Below are 16,090 nucleotides of genomic sequence, written 5' to 3' on the forward strand. Positions count from 1 at the left end.
CGACCTGTCCAGTATCGTCGCCCGCTCGGCGGGGATTCTCGGCCTGGAGATCGAGCCGGCGGGTGCCTTCGAGATCGCCCGGCGCGCCCGTGGTACGCCGCGGATCGCCAACCGGCTGCTGCGCCGTGTACGGGATTTCGCCGAGGTGCGGGGCACCGGACACATCAGTCGCGACATCGCCGACAAGGCGCTGAACCTGCTGGACGTGGACGAAAGGGGCTTCGATCACCAGGATCGCCGCCTGTTGCTGACCATGATCGACAAGTTCGACGGTGGGCCGGTGGGTGTCGACAACCTGGCGGCCGCCATCAGCGAAGAAAGACACACGATTGAAGATGTGCTGGAGCCCTATCTGATCCAGCAAGGCTATATCATGCGCACACCGCGCGGCCGTGTAGTGACCCGGCATGCGTACCTGCATTTCGGCCTGAATGTGCCGAAGCGGATGGGGGAGGGGGCAACGCCGGATCTGTTCGCCCCTGAAGATGGTAATTAATTGCATTTGTAGGCGATTGCCGATTGGCAAAGCCAGGACTTGGTTTTAGAGTATGCGCGCGCAACACGGGGGTCAGCCGTTCCAGCAGCGGTATCGGGTCTATTACGAGGACACCGATGCCGGCGGCATCGTCTACTACGTCAACTACCTCAAGTTCATGGAGCGGGCTCGTACCGAGCGGCTGCGTGATCTGGGCTTTGCCCAGTCGCAGCTGGCGGGGGAGAACCTGCTTTTCGTCGTTCATTCGGCCGAGGCGCGCTATCACGCGCCGGCTCGCCTGGACGACGAACTGCTCGTCAGCGCCGAAGTGGAGGAGTTGAACCGTGCGAGCCTGAAGTTTCGTCAACAGGTTCGACGGGCGTCGGATTCGACCTTGCTCTGCGAGGGGCGATTCCTGGTGGCGTGCGTGCGGGCGGACACCCTGAAACCCCGCGCTATCCCAGATGTGTTGCGTGCGGCATTTGCCGGCAGTCCGGACACCCTTTCAGCAGGAGATTAACGTGGAACCGAACGTCGTCGACCATACTTCCATGTGGAGCTTGATCAGTAACGCCAGCGTCGTGGTACAGCTGGTGATGCTGACCCTGGTGGCCGCATCGGTCACTTCCTGGATCATGATTTTCCAGCGCAGCAACATGATGCGCTCGGCGAAGAAGGCCCTGGATACTTTCGAAGAGCGCTTCTGGTCGGGCATCGACCTGTCCAAGCTCTATCGTCAGGCGGGCAGCAACCCCGATCCGGATTCGGGGGTCGAGCAGATCTTCCGTGCCGGCTTCAAGGAATTCTCCCGTCTGCGCCAGCAGGCCGGCGTTGACCCGGATGCAGTGATGGAGGGCGTTTCCCGCGCCATGCGCGTCGCCATTTCCCGCGAGGAAGAGAAGCTGGAAACCAGCCTGCCGTTCCTTGCTACCGTCGGTTCCACCAGCCCGTACATCGGTCTGTTCGGCACCGTGTGGGGCATCATGAACTCCTTCCGTGGCCTGGCCACCGTGCAGCAGGCCACCCTCGCCACCGTGGCGCCGGGTATCGCCGAAGCGCTGATCGCTACCGCCATCGGCCTGTTCGCGGCCATCCCCGCGGTCATCGCCTACAACCGTTTCGCCGCTCGCTCGGAAATGCTCATCGGCCGCTACTACACCTTCGCCGACGAGTTCCAGGCCATCCTGCACCGCAAAGTGCACACCAGCGACGATTGAAGACGACCAAGAGGTAAGCCGTCATGGCAAGAGTTCGTCACAAGCGCAAGCCGGTCGCGGAAATGAACGTGGTGCCCTACATCGACGTGATGTTGGTACTGCTGGTCATTTTCATGGTGACCGCGCCCATGCTCAACCAGGGGGTCAAGGTCGACCTGCCCAAGGTTTCCAGCGAAGCGCTGCCGCAGGATAACGATTCCCGCGTGCTCACCATCTCCATCAAGGCCGACAAGACCTACTACTGGAACATGGGCTCGGAAGTGGACCCGGATCAGGGCAAGGGCAGCCAGACTGCCGTGGACCTCGATCAGCTGGTCAACGCTGCCACCGGCATCATGGCCGAGAACAGCCGCCAGGGTAAGAAAGTCCAGGTCTTCGTCCGTGGGGACAAGGCAGTCGACTATGGCTCGGTCATGGCCGTCATGGGCGGTCTGCAGAAAGCCGGGGTCGGCAACGTCGGTCTGATTACCGAGGCACCAGGTAGTTGATGCACCAGCTCGAGCGCTCTCAATCGGAAGGCTACTTCTGGCCAACGGTCCTGGCCGTGGCCCTGCATGTGCTGATTTTTGCCATGTTGTTCGTCAGCTGGGCCAGTACGCCTGAACTGCCGCCTTCGCGGCCGATCGTCCAGGCTACGCTGTACCAGCTGAAGTCCAAGAGCCAGGCGACCCAGCAGACCAACCAGAAGATAGCCGGCGAGGCGAAGAAAACCTCGGCCAAGCAATACGAGCAGGAGCAGCTCGAGCAGAAGAAGGCTGAGCAGCAGGCATTGGCTGCTGCGAAAGCCGAGGAACAAAAGAAGGCCGATGCGGCTCAAAAGGCTGCAGATGCCGCTGAGAAAGCTGCAGAAGCGAAGAAGGCAGATGACGCCAAGAAGGCGGCCGATGCTGCCGCAGCCGCCAAGAAAGCAGCTGAGGCCAAGGCCGCCGAGCAGAAGCAGCAGGCTGACATAGCCAAGAAGAAAGCCGAGGAAGAGGCCAAGAAAGAGGCCGCAGAAGAGGCGAAGAAGAAAGCTGCCGAGGAGGCCAAGAAGAAGGCCGCCGAGGACGCTAAGAAAAAAGCCGCCGCGGATGAAGCCAAGAAGAAGGCTGCCGCGGTCGAGGCTGCGAAGAAAAAGGCTGCTGCCGCAGCCGCTGCCGCAGCTCGCAAGGCGACGGAAGACAAGAAAGCCCAGGCCCTGGCTGAACTGCTGTCGGATGACACGCAGCGGCAGCAGGCCCTGGCCGACGAGCAAGGTAATGAGGTGGCGGGCAACTTTGACGACCTGATCGTCAGCCTGGTGAGCCAGCAGTGGAGCCGTCCTCCTTCAGCTCGTAATGGAATGAGCGTAGAAGTGCTGATTCAGATGTTGCCGAGCGGCGCCATCACTAATGTGAGCGTGACTCGCTCCAGTGGTGACAAGCCTTTCGACGATTCGGCAGTGGCAGCGGTCCGAAATGTGGGCCGTATTCCCGAACTGCAAAAACTGGATCGCGCCACGTTCGATAGCCTGTATCGTCAGCGCCGAATGGTCTTCAAACCGGAGGATTTAGATCTGTGAGTACCCTGATTCGCTTCGCGCTCTTCGCCCTGGCCCTGGTGGCCGGCGCAGCGCAGGCCGCCGACCCGCTGGTGATTTCCAGCGGTCGTGACTCGGCCGTCCCGATCGCCGTGGTTCCGTTCGGCTGGCAGGGCGGTAATGTGCTGCCCGAAGACATGTCGAACATCATCGGCAACGACCTGCGCAATTCCGGTTACTTCGAGCCGATCCCGCGCCAGAACATGATCAGCCAGCCGGTCCAGGCCAGTGAAGTGATCTACCGTGACTGGCAGGCCCTCGGCGCGCAGTACGTGCTGGTCGGCAGCATCGTGCCCAACGGTGGCCGCCTGCAGATCCAGTATGCCCTGCTCAACGTGGCGACCCAGCAGCAGGTCCTGACCGGCAGCGTGGGCGGCACTACCGACCAACTGCGCGACATGTCGCACTACATCGCCGACCAGTCGTTCGAGAAGCTCACCGGCATCAAGGGTGCGTTCTCCACCCGGCTGCTCTACGTGACTGCCGAGCGCTTCTCGGTGGACAACACCCGCTACACCCTGCAGCGCTCCGACTATGACGGCGCTCGCCCGGTGACCCTGCTGCAATCGCGCGAGCCGATCCTTTCGCCGCGCTTCTCGCCTGATGGTCGCCGTATCGCCTATGTGTCCTTCGAGCAGAAGCGTCCGCGCATCTTCATGCAGTACGTCGACACCGGCCGCCGCGAGCAGATCTCCAACTTCGAAGGCCTCAACGGCGCCCCGGCCTTCTCGCCGGACGGCAACCGCCTGGCCTTCGTGCTGTCGCGCGACGGCAACCCGGAGATCTACGTGATGGATCTGGGCAGCCGCCAGCTGCGTCGCCTGACCAACAACTCGGCGATCGACACCGAACCTTTCTGGGGCGCGGACGGCTCGACCCTGTACTTCACCTCGGACCGTGGCGGCAAACCGCAGATCTACAAGATGAACGTGAACTCGGGCGCTACCGACCGCGTGACCTTCATCGGCAACTACAACGCCAACCCGAAACTCTCGGCGGATGAGAAGACCCTGGTGATGGTTCACCGCCAGGACGGATTCACCAACTTCCAGATCGCAGCGCAGGACCTTCAGCGCGGTAATCTCCGGGTACTTTCCAACACCAATCTGGACGATTCGCCCACTGTTGCGCCAAATGGCACGATGCTAATATACGCCACCCGCCAGCAGGACCGGGGCGTGTTGATGCTCGTGAGCATCAACGGACGTGTTCGGTTACCGCTACCCACCGCTCAAGGCGACGTGCGCGAGCCTTCCTGGTCCCCTTACCTGAACTGACGGTTGCCAACTGTTTCAAACTTATACACTGGGGTTCATTAGGAGTTACATGATGGAAATGCTGAAATTCGGCAAATTTGCCGTTATCGCCCTCGCCATGGCCGTAGCCGTTGGTTGCTCGTCCAAGAAAGGCGATGCAACTGGTGAAGGCGCCAATGGCGGCGTTGACCCGAACGCTGGCTACGGCGCCAACAGCGGTGCCGTTGACGGCTCCCTGAGCGACGAAGCCGCTCTGCGCGCTATCACCACCTTCTACTTCGAGTACGACAGCTCCGACCTGAAGCCGGAAGCCATGCGTGCCCTGGACGTACACGCCAAGGACCTGAAAGGTTCCGGCCAGCGCGTAGTCCTGGAAGGTCACACTGACGAGCGCGGCACCCGCGAGTACAACATGGCTCTGGGCGAGCGTCGTGCCAAGGCCGTTCAGCGCTACCTGGTGCTGCAGGGCGTTTCCCCGGCTCAGCTGGAACTGGTTTCCTACGGCAAAGAGCGTCCGGTTGCCACTGGCCACGACGAGCAGTCCTGGGCCCAGAACCGTCGCGTTGAGCTGAAGAAGTAAGACGTGATGCCGATGCGCCTGCGTTTTCTGACCTTGATCGCATGCGGACTGCCCCTCATGGCGGCAGCCGCGGTTCCGGTACAGGACGGCAATGGTGGCTATGCCAGCACGCCGCCCTCGGGTTATGGCACCGCAGGCGCTGATGGCGCCTACGCCGGAGGCGGGATGACAACTCCCGTCTCCGGTCAGGCTCAGCTGTTCATGCAGCTGCAGCAGATGCAGGACGAAATGTCCCGTCTGCGCGGCATGCTCGAAGAGCAGCAGAACCAGATCCAGCAAATGAAGCAGGAGAACCAGGAGCGCTTCCAGGACATCGACAGCCGCCTTTCCAGCGGTGCAGGTGCAGGAGCGGCCGGTGCTGCTGTTCAACAGAATTCCCCCGCTGCCGGCGCCAGTGCCGGAGCTGCTACCGGAGCAGGCGTAGCCGCCGCCCAGCAACAGCAGCCCGCCGCCAGCAGCGAGCCGGGTGACCCGGCAAAAGAGAAGCTCTACTACGACGCCGCCTTCGACCTGATCAAGGCCAAGGACTTCGACAAGGCCAGCCAGGCCTTTGGCGCCTTCCTGCGCAAGTACCCGAACAGCCAGTACGCGGGTAACGCGCAGTATTGGCTGGGTGAAGTGAATCTCGCGAAAGGCGACCTGCAGGGCGCCGGCCAGGCTTTCGCCCGCGTCAGCCAGGCCTACCCGAGCAGCGCCAAGGTGCCGGACTCGCTGTACAAGCTCGCCGATGTCGAGCGCCGCCTGGGTAACAATGACAAGGCTCGCGGCATCCTGCAGCAGGTGGTCGCGCAGTATCCGGGCACTTCCGCTGCCCAACTGTCCCAGCGTGATCTGAAGAACCTGAAGTAGGCTTCCTATCTCGCAGTCTGAAAACCCGCGCCCGTCGCGGGTTTTTTCGTTAGAATTGCCGCCCCCGGAAAAGCCAGTGGTTTCAGCTGCGCTGATGTCTGCTGTGTTCCGGGATTGCCGGGCGCCTCTCCAGTGCGCCCACGACTCCAACGCAACGGAGGCGGATGGCCTGTATAGCCGTCACGCCCGTGGCTGATATGCAACAGACCCTGCGCATTACCGAGATCTTCTACTCGTTGCAGGGGGAAACGCGCACCGCCGGCTTGCCGACCGTGTTCGTACGCCTGACTGGCTGCCCCCTGCGCTGCAACTACTGCGATACCGCCTATGCCTTCAGTGGCGGCGAAATCCAGAGCCTTGACGCCATCCTCGACCAGGTTGCGCGGTATCGCTCGCGCTACGTCTGTGTGACCGGCGGCGAGCCGCTGGCGCAGCCCAACTGTATCCCGCTGCTCGAACGGCTGTGCCATGCCGGTTACGAAGTATCGCTGGAAACCAGCGGCGCGCTGGACATCTCGGCCACCGACCGCCGCGTCAGCCGTATCCTCGACCTGAAGACCCCCGGCTCCGGCGAAGTGGCGCGCAATCGCTATGAGAACATCGGCGAGCTGACGCTCAACGATCAGGTCAAGTTCGTCATCTGTTCCCGCGAGGACTATGACTGGGCGGTGTCCAAGCTGATCGAGTACCGCCTGGATAAGCGAGCCGGCGAGGTTCTGTTCTCGCCCAGCCACCGCCAGGTGGATGCGGGCGCGCTGGCCGACTGGATCGTCAGCGACAACCTGCCGGTCCGCCTGCAGCTGCAATTGCACAAGATTCTCTGGAACGATGAGCCGGGCCACTGAGCGCGGAGGAGCCCCTGTTTATGTCCGACAAGAACGCTACGAACGACAAGAAAGCCGTGATCCTGCTCTCCGGTGGCCTGGATTCCGCGACAGTGGTCGCCATGGCCAAGGCCGAGGGCTACGCCTGCTACACCATGAGCTTCGACTACGGCCAGCGTCACCGTGCCGAGTTGCAGGCCGCCGAGCGTGTCGCCCGCCAATTGGGCGTGGTCGAGCACAAGGTGATCGGCCTCGACCTGAATGGTATCGGCGGCTCCGCGCTGACCGACAGCAGCATCGATGTTCCCCAAGCCCCCAGTGAGGGCATTCCGGTGACCTATGTGCCGGCGCGCAATACCGTGTTCCTTTCTCTGGCGCTGGGCTGGGCGGAAGTGCTGGGCGCACGGGACATTTTCATCGGCGTGAACGCCGTGGATTATTCCGGCTACCCGGATTGCCGCCCGGAGTTCGTCGAGGCCTTCGAGCGTATGGCGAACCTGGCGACCAAGGCAGGAGTGGAGGGCGACGGCTTCCGTATCCAGGCGCCGCTGCAGTTCCTTTCGAAGGCGCAGATCATCGAGGCAGGCGTCGCTCGGGGCGTCGATTACGGCCTCACCGTTTCCTGCTATCAGGCTGATGATGAGGGGCGTGCTTGCCGCAAATGTGACAGCTGCCGACTGCGCTCCGAGGGCTTTTCCGCCGCTGGAATTTCCGACCCTACGCGATATTTCTGAAAAAAGTTTTCTCGGGGTGTTGTTTTTACGTTAGAAATCAGTATTATACGCACCACGTCGGGTCGTTAGCTCAGTCGGTAGAGCAGTTGGCTTTTAACCAATTGGTCGTAGGTTCGAATCCTACACGACCCACCACTATCGCAGCGGTTGTGCGGTACTAGGAAGGGGGGCTTGCCAGCCAGATTTCTAGTCTTGCAGCCGTCTGGAGCGAACCTTAGGCTCGCTCCCTTGTGATGTCAATATGAAATAGCCCGCCTTCCAAGGCGGGCTTTTTCGTTTCTGGGCCAGTGAAATCAGCTATTTGGGCGTAGGACAGCGCCGCTGGTGCGACAATGCCGCAGGCGGTCTAGCTGGGTGGAATCCGCGCAGCCAGAGGCCTGGCGCCAGAATTCAAGCACCAGGAGCTGCATCAGATTTTCCCTATGAGGATGTCGCGAGTGGATGCCGGTGATGGCGCTTTGCCATTCGTCGGTTCGTTGCGCTATGGCGAGGCTCTTGCCGCGAAACGCGTAGAGCTTCCTGCTGATCCAGTTCGAGAATAGGGCGTTGTAGCAGTGCTCGACATGATGGTGAAGAGCAAGCTGGGCGTGAACAATTCCTCGGGAGGCAAGGATGGCTCTGTACCTGCTCGGTCGAACTGCAGCTGCATCAGCGCGGCCGCCATCTCCTGGGTAGCAGGATCCGCGAGAACGGCTCGGCCATGTTCGAGCTGCAGCTGCTCTGTCGAGCGCAGCTCTCGCACCTGAGGTTCGCAGGTTCCTGGTGCTCCGGTTTCATCGGCGTGCCGAACCAACTGCAGAGCACCTTGATGCAGGCTGCGTTCGTGCAGTACCTCTCGCATGTGGTCGTAGTCGGCCTCGATGTAGCTCATCGTGGTGGCGATATTCGAGTGGTTCAGCAAGCTCTTCGTTAGGTGGATGTTCCTTTCAGGCTGCTTCATCAAATCGGTGGCTAGCGTGTGCCTGAATCTGTGCGGAGTCATCCTGACGCCGAGCTTGTCGATCAGCTTTTTATACATCGCTTCGACTTGGTCGGAGTTCATCTCTGCGCGTTTGTAATGCGGGGAGAATCTGTTGACGTTGAACAACTGATCCTTCTGCGAGAAGCCGAGCCTCTCGGCCTCGAGCAGGAGGCGTTCAATATGTGGAGCCAGGCCTTCCACAATCGGCACTCGGAATTCACGGTGCGTCTTCTCGGTCTCGCCTCGGACCAGGATCAGCTGGTTGTTCCAGTCGACATCCTGCAGGCGCAGGCAGAGGAGGGCGTTCAGGCGGATCCCGGTGTAGTAGAACATCTCAAAGGTGGCGAGCCAGAACCAGGCCGGGGTGATCCGGCTGCGCTGGTTCGTGCAGTGCTCTTCATCCGCAAGAGACATCAGCCAGCGCCGCGCTCGGTGTATCGCCTCGCCAGCGACGATTTTGCTTGGGCGCTTTGGCGCCACGACAGTGGTCTTCTTGAAGGGATTGACCATCGCCTGAGGCAGGATGCTGTGTTCGATAGCGTAGCCCCACACGGTACGCAGGTGGTTGGAGTATGTATTCCAGCTTCTTTTGGATAGCCCGCCATCGATGACTTTGTTGCGCCAGGCCAGGATCTGCCGGCGCTCAATGGTTGTGACGTCGACTGCCGGCCCGAAGAAGCGCTCTAGCGCCTTCATGGCCGCTTTGTAGATCTTTGCGCTGGCTTCGCGCAGATCGTGGTCGAGGATGTACTCCTCGACCAGTTCGATAGGCTTCATTGCGTGGCTCCGTCAGCTTGAAGGGCCAGGCTCGGGTTGTCGAAAGGGACCTCATTGAAAACTGCATGCGGATCCCGGAGAAGATACCCGCGCAGCTGCTTGGATTTGCGCGGGCCGACTACATCGAAGGTCCAGATGTTCAGGCTCTTCGCGGTCTTTCGGTGCAGCTTCTCTTTCTCAAATGCGCGTTGGACCAGCTGCCAGGACTTCACTCCTTGCGCTGTCGCCTGCCTTTCCAGGTCGGGGTGCTCGAGCACATAGCGTTTGAATATCCCCGGTGTGACGAGCATTGCGGTGCCATCGGCCGTGTGAACGAGGGCCTTGGCATCGTTGATGATGATTCGGTGGGAAGCGATCCCTGCTTTCAGCCAGGCAACGAATCCCTGTCCCAGTGAGTGGCTACTGGTAGGCATTGCAGTCGTGTCTTCTGGTGCAGGAGACCCAGCAGGGGTCTCGGAAGAGTCTTGAGCCTGCTCCTGGTCTTCCATTGGCATGGTTGGAGCGGCCGTTCGGCCGGGGCTATTGTCTAGCTCTTCTGATGGCGCGGTGATATTACCAAATAGTGACAATAATTCGTCTACTTCTGATGGACGGATATTTGACGCATCGTTGGGAGCCGGCTGTAACGTTTTTCTACGGGGTGCCGGCGGAGGGGATTGCTCGCCAGTTACATCGCCTTCGGTAGCAGGCTGGAGTGGTTCGTCAGGGATCCTGCAGGTAGTTTCCTCCGCGGTAGCGGAGCTGCTGTCCTCGTGTTCCAGGGTGAGGCTTCCCACGTAGGGCTCTGGCCGTTCTTTTGCGTCTGGCCAGATCAAGGCGGGCGCGATTTTCAGCATCGTGAAGGTGTTCTTCCAGCCACGCCCGTTGTCGACGGTAGCCTTCCAGATTGCCTTGTCCTGGGAGTTTGTCTGAATAACAGCCTGGTCCTGGAGCATGTTGAAGAATGGGGCATTCGAACTGGGGATTCCCTCAATGCCCTGGGCCAGAAGGTAAGCTCGAAGCTGATCAGCCGCAGGTTTGCTGACGAGCCACAACGCATCCTGGGCCAGCCAGCCATCGGCAGGGCCATCAGGGTGGTTCAGCTTGAATTTCTCACGCACCAGGTAGCGCAGTCCTTCCGCCAGTTGCCGCTGCAGTGACTGTTTGGGCGCTGCCAGCGCGCGGTCGGGATTGCCGCCGAGTTCCTGCGCGACGGAGGCTGAGTCAGCCCTCACGACGATTTCTCCCAGGATGCCAGCGTTCTCGTATTGGCCAGCGAGCAGGTAGATCAGTGGCTTCCAGAGTTCGGGAAATCCGCTGAGCCAGTCCAAGATGCCCTTGTCGAGGATCTGCGCGTAGATGAGTGCGGAGGCAGCTCCGTGCAGCTGGTATTCACGGCCTTTCACATATCTGAAACGGTAAGGCTTGGTGATCGGGCCGTGCCAGGGGTGCCACGTCCCGCCGCCCTGCAGTTCGACGATCACGTCGACGGCGATCTTCCCGAGGTCGTGGATCAACGCCCCGTAGGCCGCTGCTGCAGACCAGGCTTCCGCTTGAGCTGACTGGGACTCCGGCGGAGCTCCGATCGGGAGGAGATAGGTCTGCCTGATCTTCAGGGCGTATGCGACGATTTCCAGGCCGTGATCCAGTAGGCCGCCAAGATGGGCATGGTGGTGATTCTCCGAGGCAGGGAGTAACTGGACCAGTTCGGCGAAGCGCTCGAGCGGTTGTCGGTAGAGGGCGTCATACTGCTGGCGTGACAGCGAAGCGCGGCGCCAGATGTTCTCCAGAAGCTGCTGTCGACGAGGCAGGCTCAAGAGGTCAGAGGCGCGCGCGGGTAAGTGGAAGCCCTGCGGGGAGGCTTCTGACGGTGGCTCAGCGGATTTTGGTTTCCGGCTGAACCAGGCGAGGAGGGGCATGCGGGGCTCCAAGGCATATGCATGGAGCAGGGTTTTCTACCAACTGACAGCGGGTTATCCATAGAAAAGCGTATTCTCCTTTCTCGGTGATTTTGAGGCAAAATGCCATCACCGTGGCCAGTTGAGCTCATGTAAGGAGAGGTTTATGGAACTAACGAAGGATCAGCCGACAAAAGTTTTAATATGCGGTGACAATGGACTACGGCATACGTTGTATGTCAAGAGAGTTCCAGCGTCTGATGGCCGAGCTTGGCAGCTTGTAGATAAAGATACTGGAGCTCCAGTCTATGGCAGTCTTAGCTTTAAAGTTGAAAGGTCTGAGCATATAGAAATGGTTGGGTTTGTCACGATTGAAAATAATGTCGTGTACAATTTGAAAGTATTCCCTGTTGAAACAGGGCTGCGGATTGGTGAGCTAATTAGCTTCTCATAGTAAATAATAGATCCACTCTGAAAAGCCCTTCCCGGCCGGAGGTCGCCCTTTCGGGTAGGGCTTTTACCCTTCTGAACCATTCCATTATCTATTCCAACCCATTTCCCCTTTGGGCCATTTAGCTTGCGGGAACCTGCTGCAGGTGCCTTTCAACCTCCATGGCATCGTGGAGAATGCGGACGATCTCGACGACCTGGTCGTTGCCTAGCCTATAGAAGACGACATGCCGTGGCCTATCTACACGGCCGCTCTGCGACTCGGTGCGGCAGTAGAGTAGGTGCAAGCTGCGCAAGCCTGCTGCTAACTGCTTGCGATCAAGGCTGCCGATTCGCTCAGGCTCTGCAGCAACTGAGACGAAGGCAGCCTGGATTAGCCCTTGGTAGCGACGCCGAGCGTTCTCGCCAAACTTCGCTTGGGTGTATCGGAGGATGTCGATCAGGTCAGTTTGAGCGTCGAGAGATAGGCGAAATGCGGGCGAGCTCACTGCTTCGTGCTCGCCAGCTGGCCCAGTTCTTCCAGGTACTGCTCGAGCTCAGTATCGGATGCAATCTCGACGAACTGGCCGGCATCTAGTTGCATGATGCCGCTTGACGTTGCGTTGCGTAGCGCAACGAGCTTGGCTGACTCTTCCGCCTCGCGCTCGAGGAGCAGACGTAAGCCGGCGCGGACGACTTCGCTGAAATTCTGGTACCGACCTTCGCTCACGAGGTCATCGATGGATTTCTCCATGGGCTGAGGCAGTACGACGTTATGGGTGGCCATGACGATCTCCGGGTAAAGATTGGTATGGCGTTTTATGCCATGATGCTTGCGGAAATGCAAAAAACGGCGTATATCTGATATCACGGTGCCTTCCCGAAGGCGAGGAGAACGACCATGACTGCAGTGACCAAAGGATTTGCCAGCCGCCTTGGCTTCGGTGTTGGACGCACCCTGCGGTTCTTCATGAACGATCGGAAAGTCGGTCTTCGTTGGGTAAAAAGGGCTTTCCTCGTAACGGCGCTGCTGGTGGTTCTTGTGAACTCCTTCAGCTGGCTTCTCGGCTCATTGTTGACTGTTGGCTGTCTTGGTCTTGCTCTGTATGCCTTGGTGAGGGGTGATGCTGACGTCCTCAAAGGTGTCTTTTCTGAAGATAAAGATGCCCCTTACGGTCGCGATGTCTTTGGTCGGGAGCTGGACAGCTGGGGGAACATCGATGGCGAGTATCTGCACAGCAGTGATGACTGATATCTAGCCCTAGAGGGGGCTCTGGCCTGATCTCCAAGGCTAGCTATCTTCAGTTCCCTATTTAAAGGATTTGATTCCGTCTTGGGCGATTCCCCCCGCGTTCTCTCCTGATTTCTTGACGTCCCTAGTGGCGCTCGCCAGGCCATCTAAAGCACCGCTCGCTTTCACTCCGGCCCAACCAATTGCCGCAATCCAGAAGGCAGGAAGTATGAGGAACATTGCCCCCATAACAAAGTTCAAGATGGTATCTTGAGTTGCCGTGTTTATTCCCATCACTGGGTCAAACGATAGATGGGGTGAGCCGGAGCCATACATAGCATCAATAATGGTGCTATCGATCCATCTGGCAAGTTGAAACCAGAAATCAACGAATATCATTGCGAAGAAAATGACTGAGACTGTCATGGCGACTTGTAACTGGTATGAGCCAATTACTAGAACTATAGGGATGCAAATAACCAAGGCCATCTTCAAGAACGCCATGGCCATCGGTAACGCTTGACGAACCATATCCATTCCTGGGAAGTAGGCTAACGAGCCGACTGCTATACCCAAGGTTCCGCCTGCACGTGAGAGTCCGTTCCAGAGTGTCCCTCCTACCTGGCCGCCATAGTCCGTATAGACGTCGCCGTTAACTTGGTTGGATGGTGACACCAACTGTCGAATCAGCGAGTCAGTTACCTCTTCCTGCGATAGCCACTTTGCCCATCCGAGAAACTGGGTCAGAAGGTCCGGATCGACCTGGGCCTTCAGCCGATCGCGCAGGCCGATGCTACTGTCGGACCACCACTGCTTACATTTGGGATAGCCGCCTCCGCCTGTGACCTCCGGCATGCCGGCATCACGCTGAGAATCATAAGGCCACGCAGCCCGGGGCGTCCTCGAGTAATCGGTGTCGTAGTAACCACTGTTGTTCAGGAAGTAGTGCGAACCGATCCAGTTGAGGTCCTGGAGCGCTTTCTTGTCTTCGGCCATCGAGCCTAAGTCTGGCTGCCTCATGAACAGCCGCGCGCGCGAGGGGCCGAAGCAGTCATGGGTGAAGTCCGCCACCTCCTGGGCGAGGAGTGGGTTGTTGATCCGCGTCGAGTCGACATCCATGCGCATCTGGCGAAGGTCTGTGCCACAGGGAATGGCAGCGATAGCGCCGTTCGTGAAGCCCTTGGAGAGCGCGTGCATGAAAGCCCACCAGATTGGGAGCTCCGCGCTCTTGCCAGCTATCGAACTGAATGTGGTGTTCCAGCCGGTGTCAGTTGGCTTCGGCAAGGTGACTTGGCACTGCTGGGCGCGTTCCTGGTCGAACTGGATGGTGTCCAGCCCCACCGACACCGTGGGAATCCCCCCGAGGCAGACCACCACGTATCCGACGTAGATCTGCGTCTCGATGCGGGCGAGGGACAGGACACCCTTGTTGCCTTCGTCGGCCCCTTCCCCACGAACCTTCAGCCATTCCCGGACGATGATGATCAGAAAGGGAAGGGCAAACAGGCCGGTGTCCGAGATCATGTTCCAGATGCCGTTGTTTATGATCCAGCCGACCAGCGTGAGGTAATACTCAAGGTAATCGTTGGTGTAGAGGGTCATAGCAGGTCACCCCAGCTTACCGGGGCTTTGACGAGCTCGATGATCACAGCAAGGAACACTACCAGGAGCTCGATGCGAAGCATGCGGTTCTTTGTTTGGCCATCCTCAAGAGGGGGCATTCGGCTTTTCAACTTCAACCAGAAGGTGGCGAGCATCACGTATAGACAGATCCTCCAGGCCAGCAGCCACAGGTAGTTGTCTTGTCGCCAGTTCAGCCAGAGCTCTACACCGCCCAGGTGGTTGATGACGATCATGCTGAGCACGATGCTCACCAGGACGAGGCCCAAGGTGAACGCCAGACTGATGGCCACCCCCTTGAGCAGTCCGGCCTTTTTGGTGATTTGCTGGTCCATCGGGCTCACTCCTTGGTCGCGGGTTTCTGCAACTGCTGCAGGCGATCGGTTTCAGGAGCTCCAGGAAGCACCGCTCTGGAGTTCTCGGCGCGAGATTGGCCGCGCTCGACGATGGCCATCGGCGAGTTCTTGGCGAGTTGCTGCCTCATATCGAGTTCTGTCTTCAAGTTGGTGATCAGCTGTTGCAACGTGTCCGTGCTTCCGAGAACAGCATCCACCGCTAGCTTGTTCATATTGACGTTGGGTTCCTTGCTGCCGGTGATCAGCATTCGCTGGAGCAGCAGGCTCTTTTCGAGTACGTCCGCAAGGGCGACCTCTGAAGCCAGGCGTTGGGCCAATACCGACTGGTCGCGTTCGTCGCGCAGCGCCATGATTACGCCGCGTGTGACAGGCAAGGAATCGCTGCCAGCATCACGCAATTTCTCAGCAGTGATCGTTGCCCCTGGTTTGAGCAACTCCTGCAGGGCCTGGATTTTGGTCTCGTAGGTTTCCTGAATCAGGGGGGCAAGTCCGACACCAGGCGAAGATGCGCTGGAGCAGTTTTCACAGGTCTGGATCTGCTGCTCACCGAGTACGCGTGTGGCGAACTCTGCGGCTTTGGCCGGGGATTCCCAGGAGCCGCAGACCAGCCCATTGGAGCAGGCATCCTTCGGAATGCTTGAGGTATCGGTTACCGACCGACTGTTGAGCAGGTTGTAGCCAGCTTTGGTTACATCGCTTACAACCCGGATAGGCTGCTGGCCCGAGCCGCCAGCCTGAGATCCTCCAACCCAAGTGACTCCGGAATTGCCGTAAGCGCTCTCGGTCTTCTCCATGACGGCGACGGCGTCGGAGTTTGCAGTCAGTTCCTGGCCCATCTTTTGGCCTTCGGCGACTTTGCCCCACCCCATCTGGTTACCTGCAATGTCGGCCATGCTTTCGGCTAAGGCACGGCAACTGCCCTTCGATCTGTCGTAGTCGAGGCGGGCCTGCAGGATACCGTTAGTGAGCAGGTTGTAGAGGGCCGGATTGGCGCGTTGCAGGATGAGTGCAGGTAGCGATGAAACTGCTCCGGTAGCGTTCTGAATGACGGAGCCCATGATGTTCTGGAAGCCTTGAGTAGCGCCGTTCAGCTGGTTCTCCAGAGTGTTGTTCAGGCTCATGTTTCCGCAGACCAGGTTGTTCTGCCAGCCGGCGCCGACCGTGATGCTCTCCATCTGACCGGCGCTACCCATTGTCACCGCGCTTCCGCCGCCGATGCTGTAAAGCACGTCGTCTCCGATCACGCTGCCCTGCGATTCAACCTTGATGGGGTCAACGGCGAGTGCTGCGGTACTGCTCAAGCTGAGGGCGATTCCAATTGCTTTGGTGATGTGTTTCATATGGTG

General features: G+C 59.4%; 19 protein-coding genes and 1 tRNA gene. 13 read left to right on the forward strand and 7 right to left on the reverse strand.

Features of this window, described 5'->3' with window-relative positions; all coding sequences use genetic code 11:
- The 11 genes from A9513_RS08725 to A9513_RS08775 form a co-directional block, all read left to right on the forward strand.
- On the forward strand, positions 1-496 hold a 496-nt coding region (locus A9513_RS08725), incomplete at its 5' end, for a Holliday junction DNA helicase RuvB C-terminal domain-containing protein (protein ID WP_304362935.1).
- A gap of 52 nt (positions 497-548) precedes the next feature.
- Positions 549-995 carry a tol-pal system-associated acyl-CoA thioesterase gene (gene ybgC / locus A9513_RS08730; protein ID WP_015478279.1) on the forward strand — a complete coding sequence of 149 codons (447 nt, stop codon included), beginning with the start codon at positions 549-551 and terminating at the stop codon, positions 993-995.
- A gap of 1 nt (position 996) precedes the next feature.
- Positions 997-1,692: a protein TolQ gene (gene tolQ, locus A9513_RS08735; RefSeq protein WP_024763367.1), complete on the forward strand. Its 696-nt coding sequence runs from the start codon at positions 997-999 to the stop codon at positions 1,690-1,692.
- Between the two features lie 23 nt (positions 1,693-1,715).
- A complete protein-coding gene (gene tolR, locus A9513_RS08740) occupies positions 1,716-2,180 on the forward strand; it encodes a protein TolR (RefSeq protein WP_024763368.1) in 465 nt (154 codons plus the stop codon).
- Positions 2,177-3,232, forward strand: coding sequence for a cell envelope integrity protein TolA (tolA, locus tag A9513_RS08745; RefSeq protein WP_089285722.1), 1,056 nt, complete (start codon positions 2,177-2,179; stop codon positions 3,230-3,232). The genes tolR and tolA overlap by 4 nt, the downstream gene beginning before the upstream one ends.
- Positions 3,229-4,527, forward strand: a complete 1,299-nt coding sequence (tolB, locus tag A9513_RS08750; protein ID WP_065084496.1) for a Tol-Pal system beta propeller repeat protein TolB — start codon at positions 3,229-3,231, stop codon at positions 4,525-4,527. The genes tolA and tolB overlap by 4 nt, the downstream gene beginning before the upstream one ends.
- A gap of 52 nt (positions 4,528-4,579) precedes the next feature.
- Positions 4,580-5,086 (forward strand): peptidoglycan-associated lipoprotein Pal, encoded by a 507-nt coding sequence (pal, locus tag A9513_RS08755; protein WP_017522099.1) that lies wholly within the window; start codon positions 4,580-4,582, stop codon positions 5,084-5,086.
- A 6-nt stretch (positions 5,087-5,092) separates the two neighbouring features.
- Entirely contained in the window at positions 5,093-5,935 is an 843-nt protein-coding gene (gene ybgF, locus A9513_RS08760; RefSeq protein ID WP_065084497.1) for a tol-pal system protein YbgF, read from the forward strand.
- A 197-nt stretch (positions 5,936-6,132) separates the two neighbouring features.
- Positions 6,133-6,780, forward strand: a complete 648-nt coding sequence (gene queE / locus A9513_RS08765; protein WP_065084498.1) for a 7-carboxy-7-deazaguanine synthase QueE — start codon at positions 6,133-6,135, stop codon at positions 6,778-6,780.
- Positions 6,781-6,800: 20 nt separating this feature from the next.
- Complete coding sequence (gene queC / locus A9513_RS08770; protein ID WP_065084499.1) at positions 6,801-7,493, forward strand: 7-cyano-7-deazaguanine synthase QueC; 693 nt, start codon at positions 6,801-6,803, stop codon at positions 7,491-7,493.
- A gap of 59 nt (positions 7,494-7,552) precedes the next feature.
- Positions 7,553-7,628: transfer RNA gene (locus A9513_RS08775), tRNA-Lys, on the forward strand.
- Positions 7,629-7,974: 346 nt separating this feature from the next.
- On the opposite strand, the gene xerC is transcribed toward A9513_RS08775, so the two are convergent.
- Positions 7,975-9,231, reverse strand: a complete 1,257-nt coding sequence (gene xerC / locus A9513_RS08780) for a tyrosine recombinase XerC (RefSeq protein ID WP_043273869.1) — start codon at positions 9,229-9,231, stop codon at positions 7,975-7,977.
- Complete coding sequence (gene mobH / locus A9513_RS08785) at positions 9,228-11,129, reverse strand: MobH family relaxase (RefSeq protein WP_141678357.1); 1,902 nt, start codon at positions 11,127-11,129, stop codon at positions 9,228-9,230. Before mobH ends, xerC begins: the two co-directional genes overlap by 4 nt.
- A 145-nt stretch (positions 11,130-11,274) precedes the next feature.
- Between mobH and A9513_RS35415 the strand changes: the two genes are divergently transcribed.
- Positions 11,275-11,562, forward strand: a complete 288-nt coding sequence (locus A9513_RS35415; protein WP_141678358.1) for a hypothetical protein — start codon at positions 11,275-11,277, stop codon at positions 11,560-11,562.
- A 118-nt stretch (positions 11,563-11,680) separates the two neighbouring features.
- Here A9513_RS35415 and A9513_RS08790 read toward each other — a convergent pair whose 3' ends face one another.
- A complete protein-coding gene (locus A9513_RS08790; RefSeq protein WP_043273871.1) occupies positions 11,681-12,046 on the reverse strand; it encodes a type II toxin-antitoxin system RelE/ParE family toxin in 366 nt (121 codons plus the stop codon).
- Positions 12,043-12,324 carry a type II toxin-antitoxin system ParD family antitoxin gene (locus tag A9513_RS08795; protein ID WP_043273872.1) on the reverse strand — a complete coding sequence of 94 codons (282 nt, stop codon included), beginning with the start codon at positions 12,322-12,324 and terminating at the stop codon, positions 12,043-12,045. The genes A9513_RS08790 and A9513_RS08795 overlap by 4 nt, the downstream gene beginning before the upstream one ends.
- Positions 12,325-12,438: 114 nt before the next feature.
- Here A9513_RS08795 and A9513_RS08800 point away from each other — a divergent pair, with 114 nt between their 5' ends.
- A complete protein-coding gene (locus A9513_RS08800) occupies positions 12,439-12,789 on the forward strand; it encodes a hypothetical protein (RefSeq protein ID WP_043273874.1) in 351 nt (116 codons plus the stop codon).
- A gap of 57 nt (positions 12,790-12,846) precedes the next feature.
- Here the strand turns inward: A9513_RS08800 and A9513_RS08805 are convergent, their stop codons facing one another.
- The 3 genes from A9513_RS08805 to A9513_RS08815 are packed head-to-tail and all read right to left on the reverse strand — an operon-like array spanning position 12,847 to position 16,084.
- On the reverse strand, positions 12,847-14,370 hold the full coding sequence (locus tag A9513_RS08805; protein WP_043273875.1) for a conjugal transfer protein TraG N-terminal domain-containing protein: 1,524 nt from the start codon (positions 14,368-14,370) through the stop codon (positions 12,847-12,849).
- Positions 14,367-14,723, reverse strand: a complete 357-nt coding sequence (locus tag A9513_RS08810) for a hypothetical protein (protein WP_043273876.1) — start codon at positions 14,721-14,723, stop codon at positions 14,367-14,369. The genes A9513_RS08805 and A9513_RS08810 overlap by 4 nt, the downstream gene beginning before the upstream one ends.
- Before the next feature lie 5 nt (positions 14,724-14,728).
- The gene (locus A9513_RS08815) at positions 14,729-16,084 is read right to left on the reverse strand and encodes an integrating conjugative element protein (protein WP_043273877.1); all 1,356 of its coding nucleotides are present in this window, start codon (positions 16,082-16,084) and stop codon (positions 14,729-14,731) included.
- Positions 16,085-16,090: the final 6 nt, after the last annotated feature.

It is taken from the genome of Pseudomonas sp. AU12215 (assembly GCF_001675465.2).
Lineage (GTDB): Bacteria > Pseudomonadota > Gammaproteobacteria > Pseudomonadales > Pseudomonadaceae > Pseudomonas > Pseudomonas nitroreducens.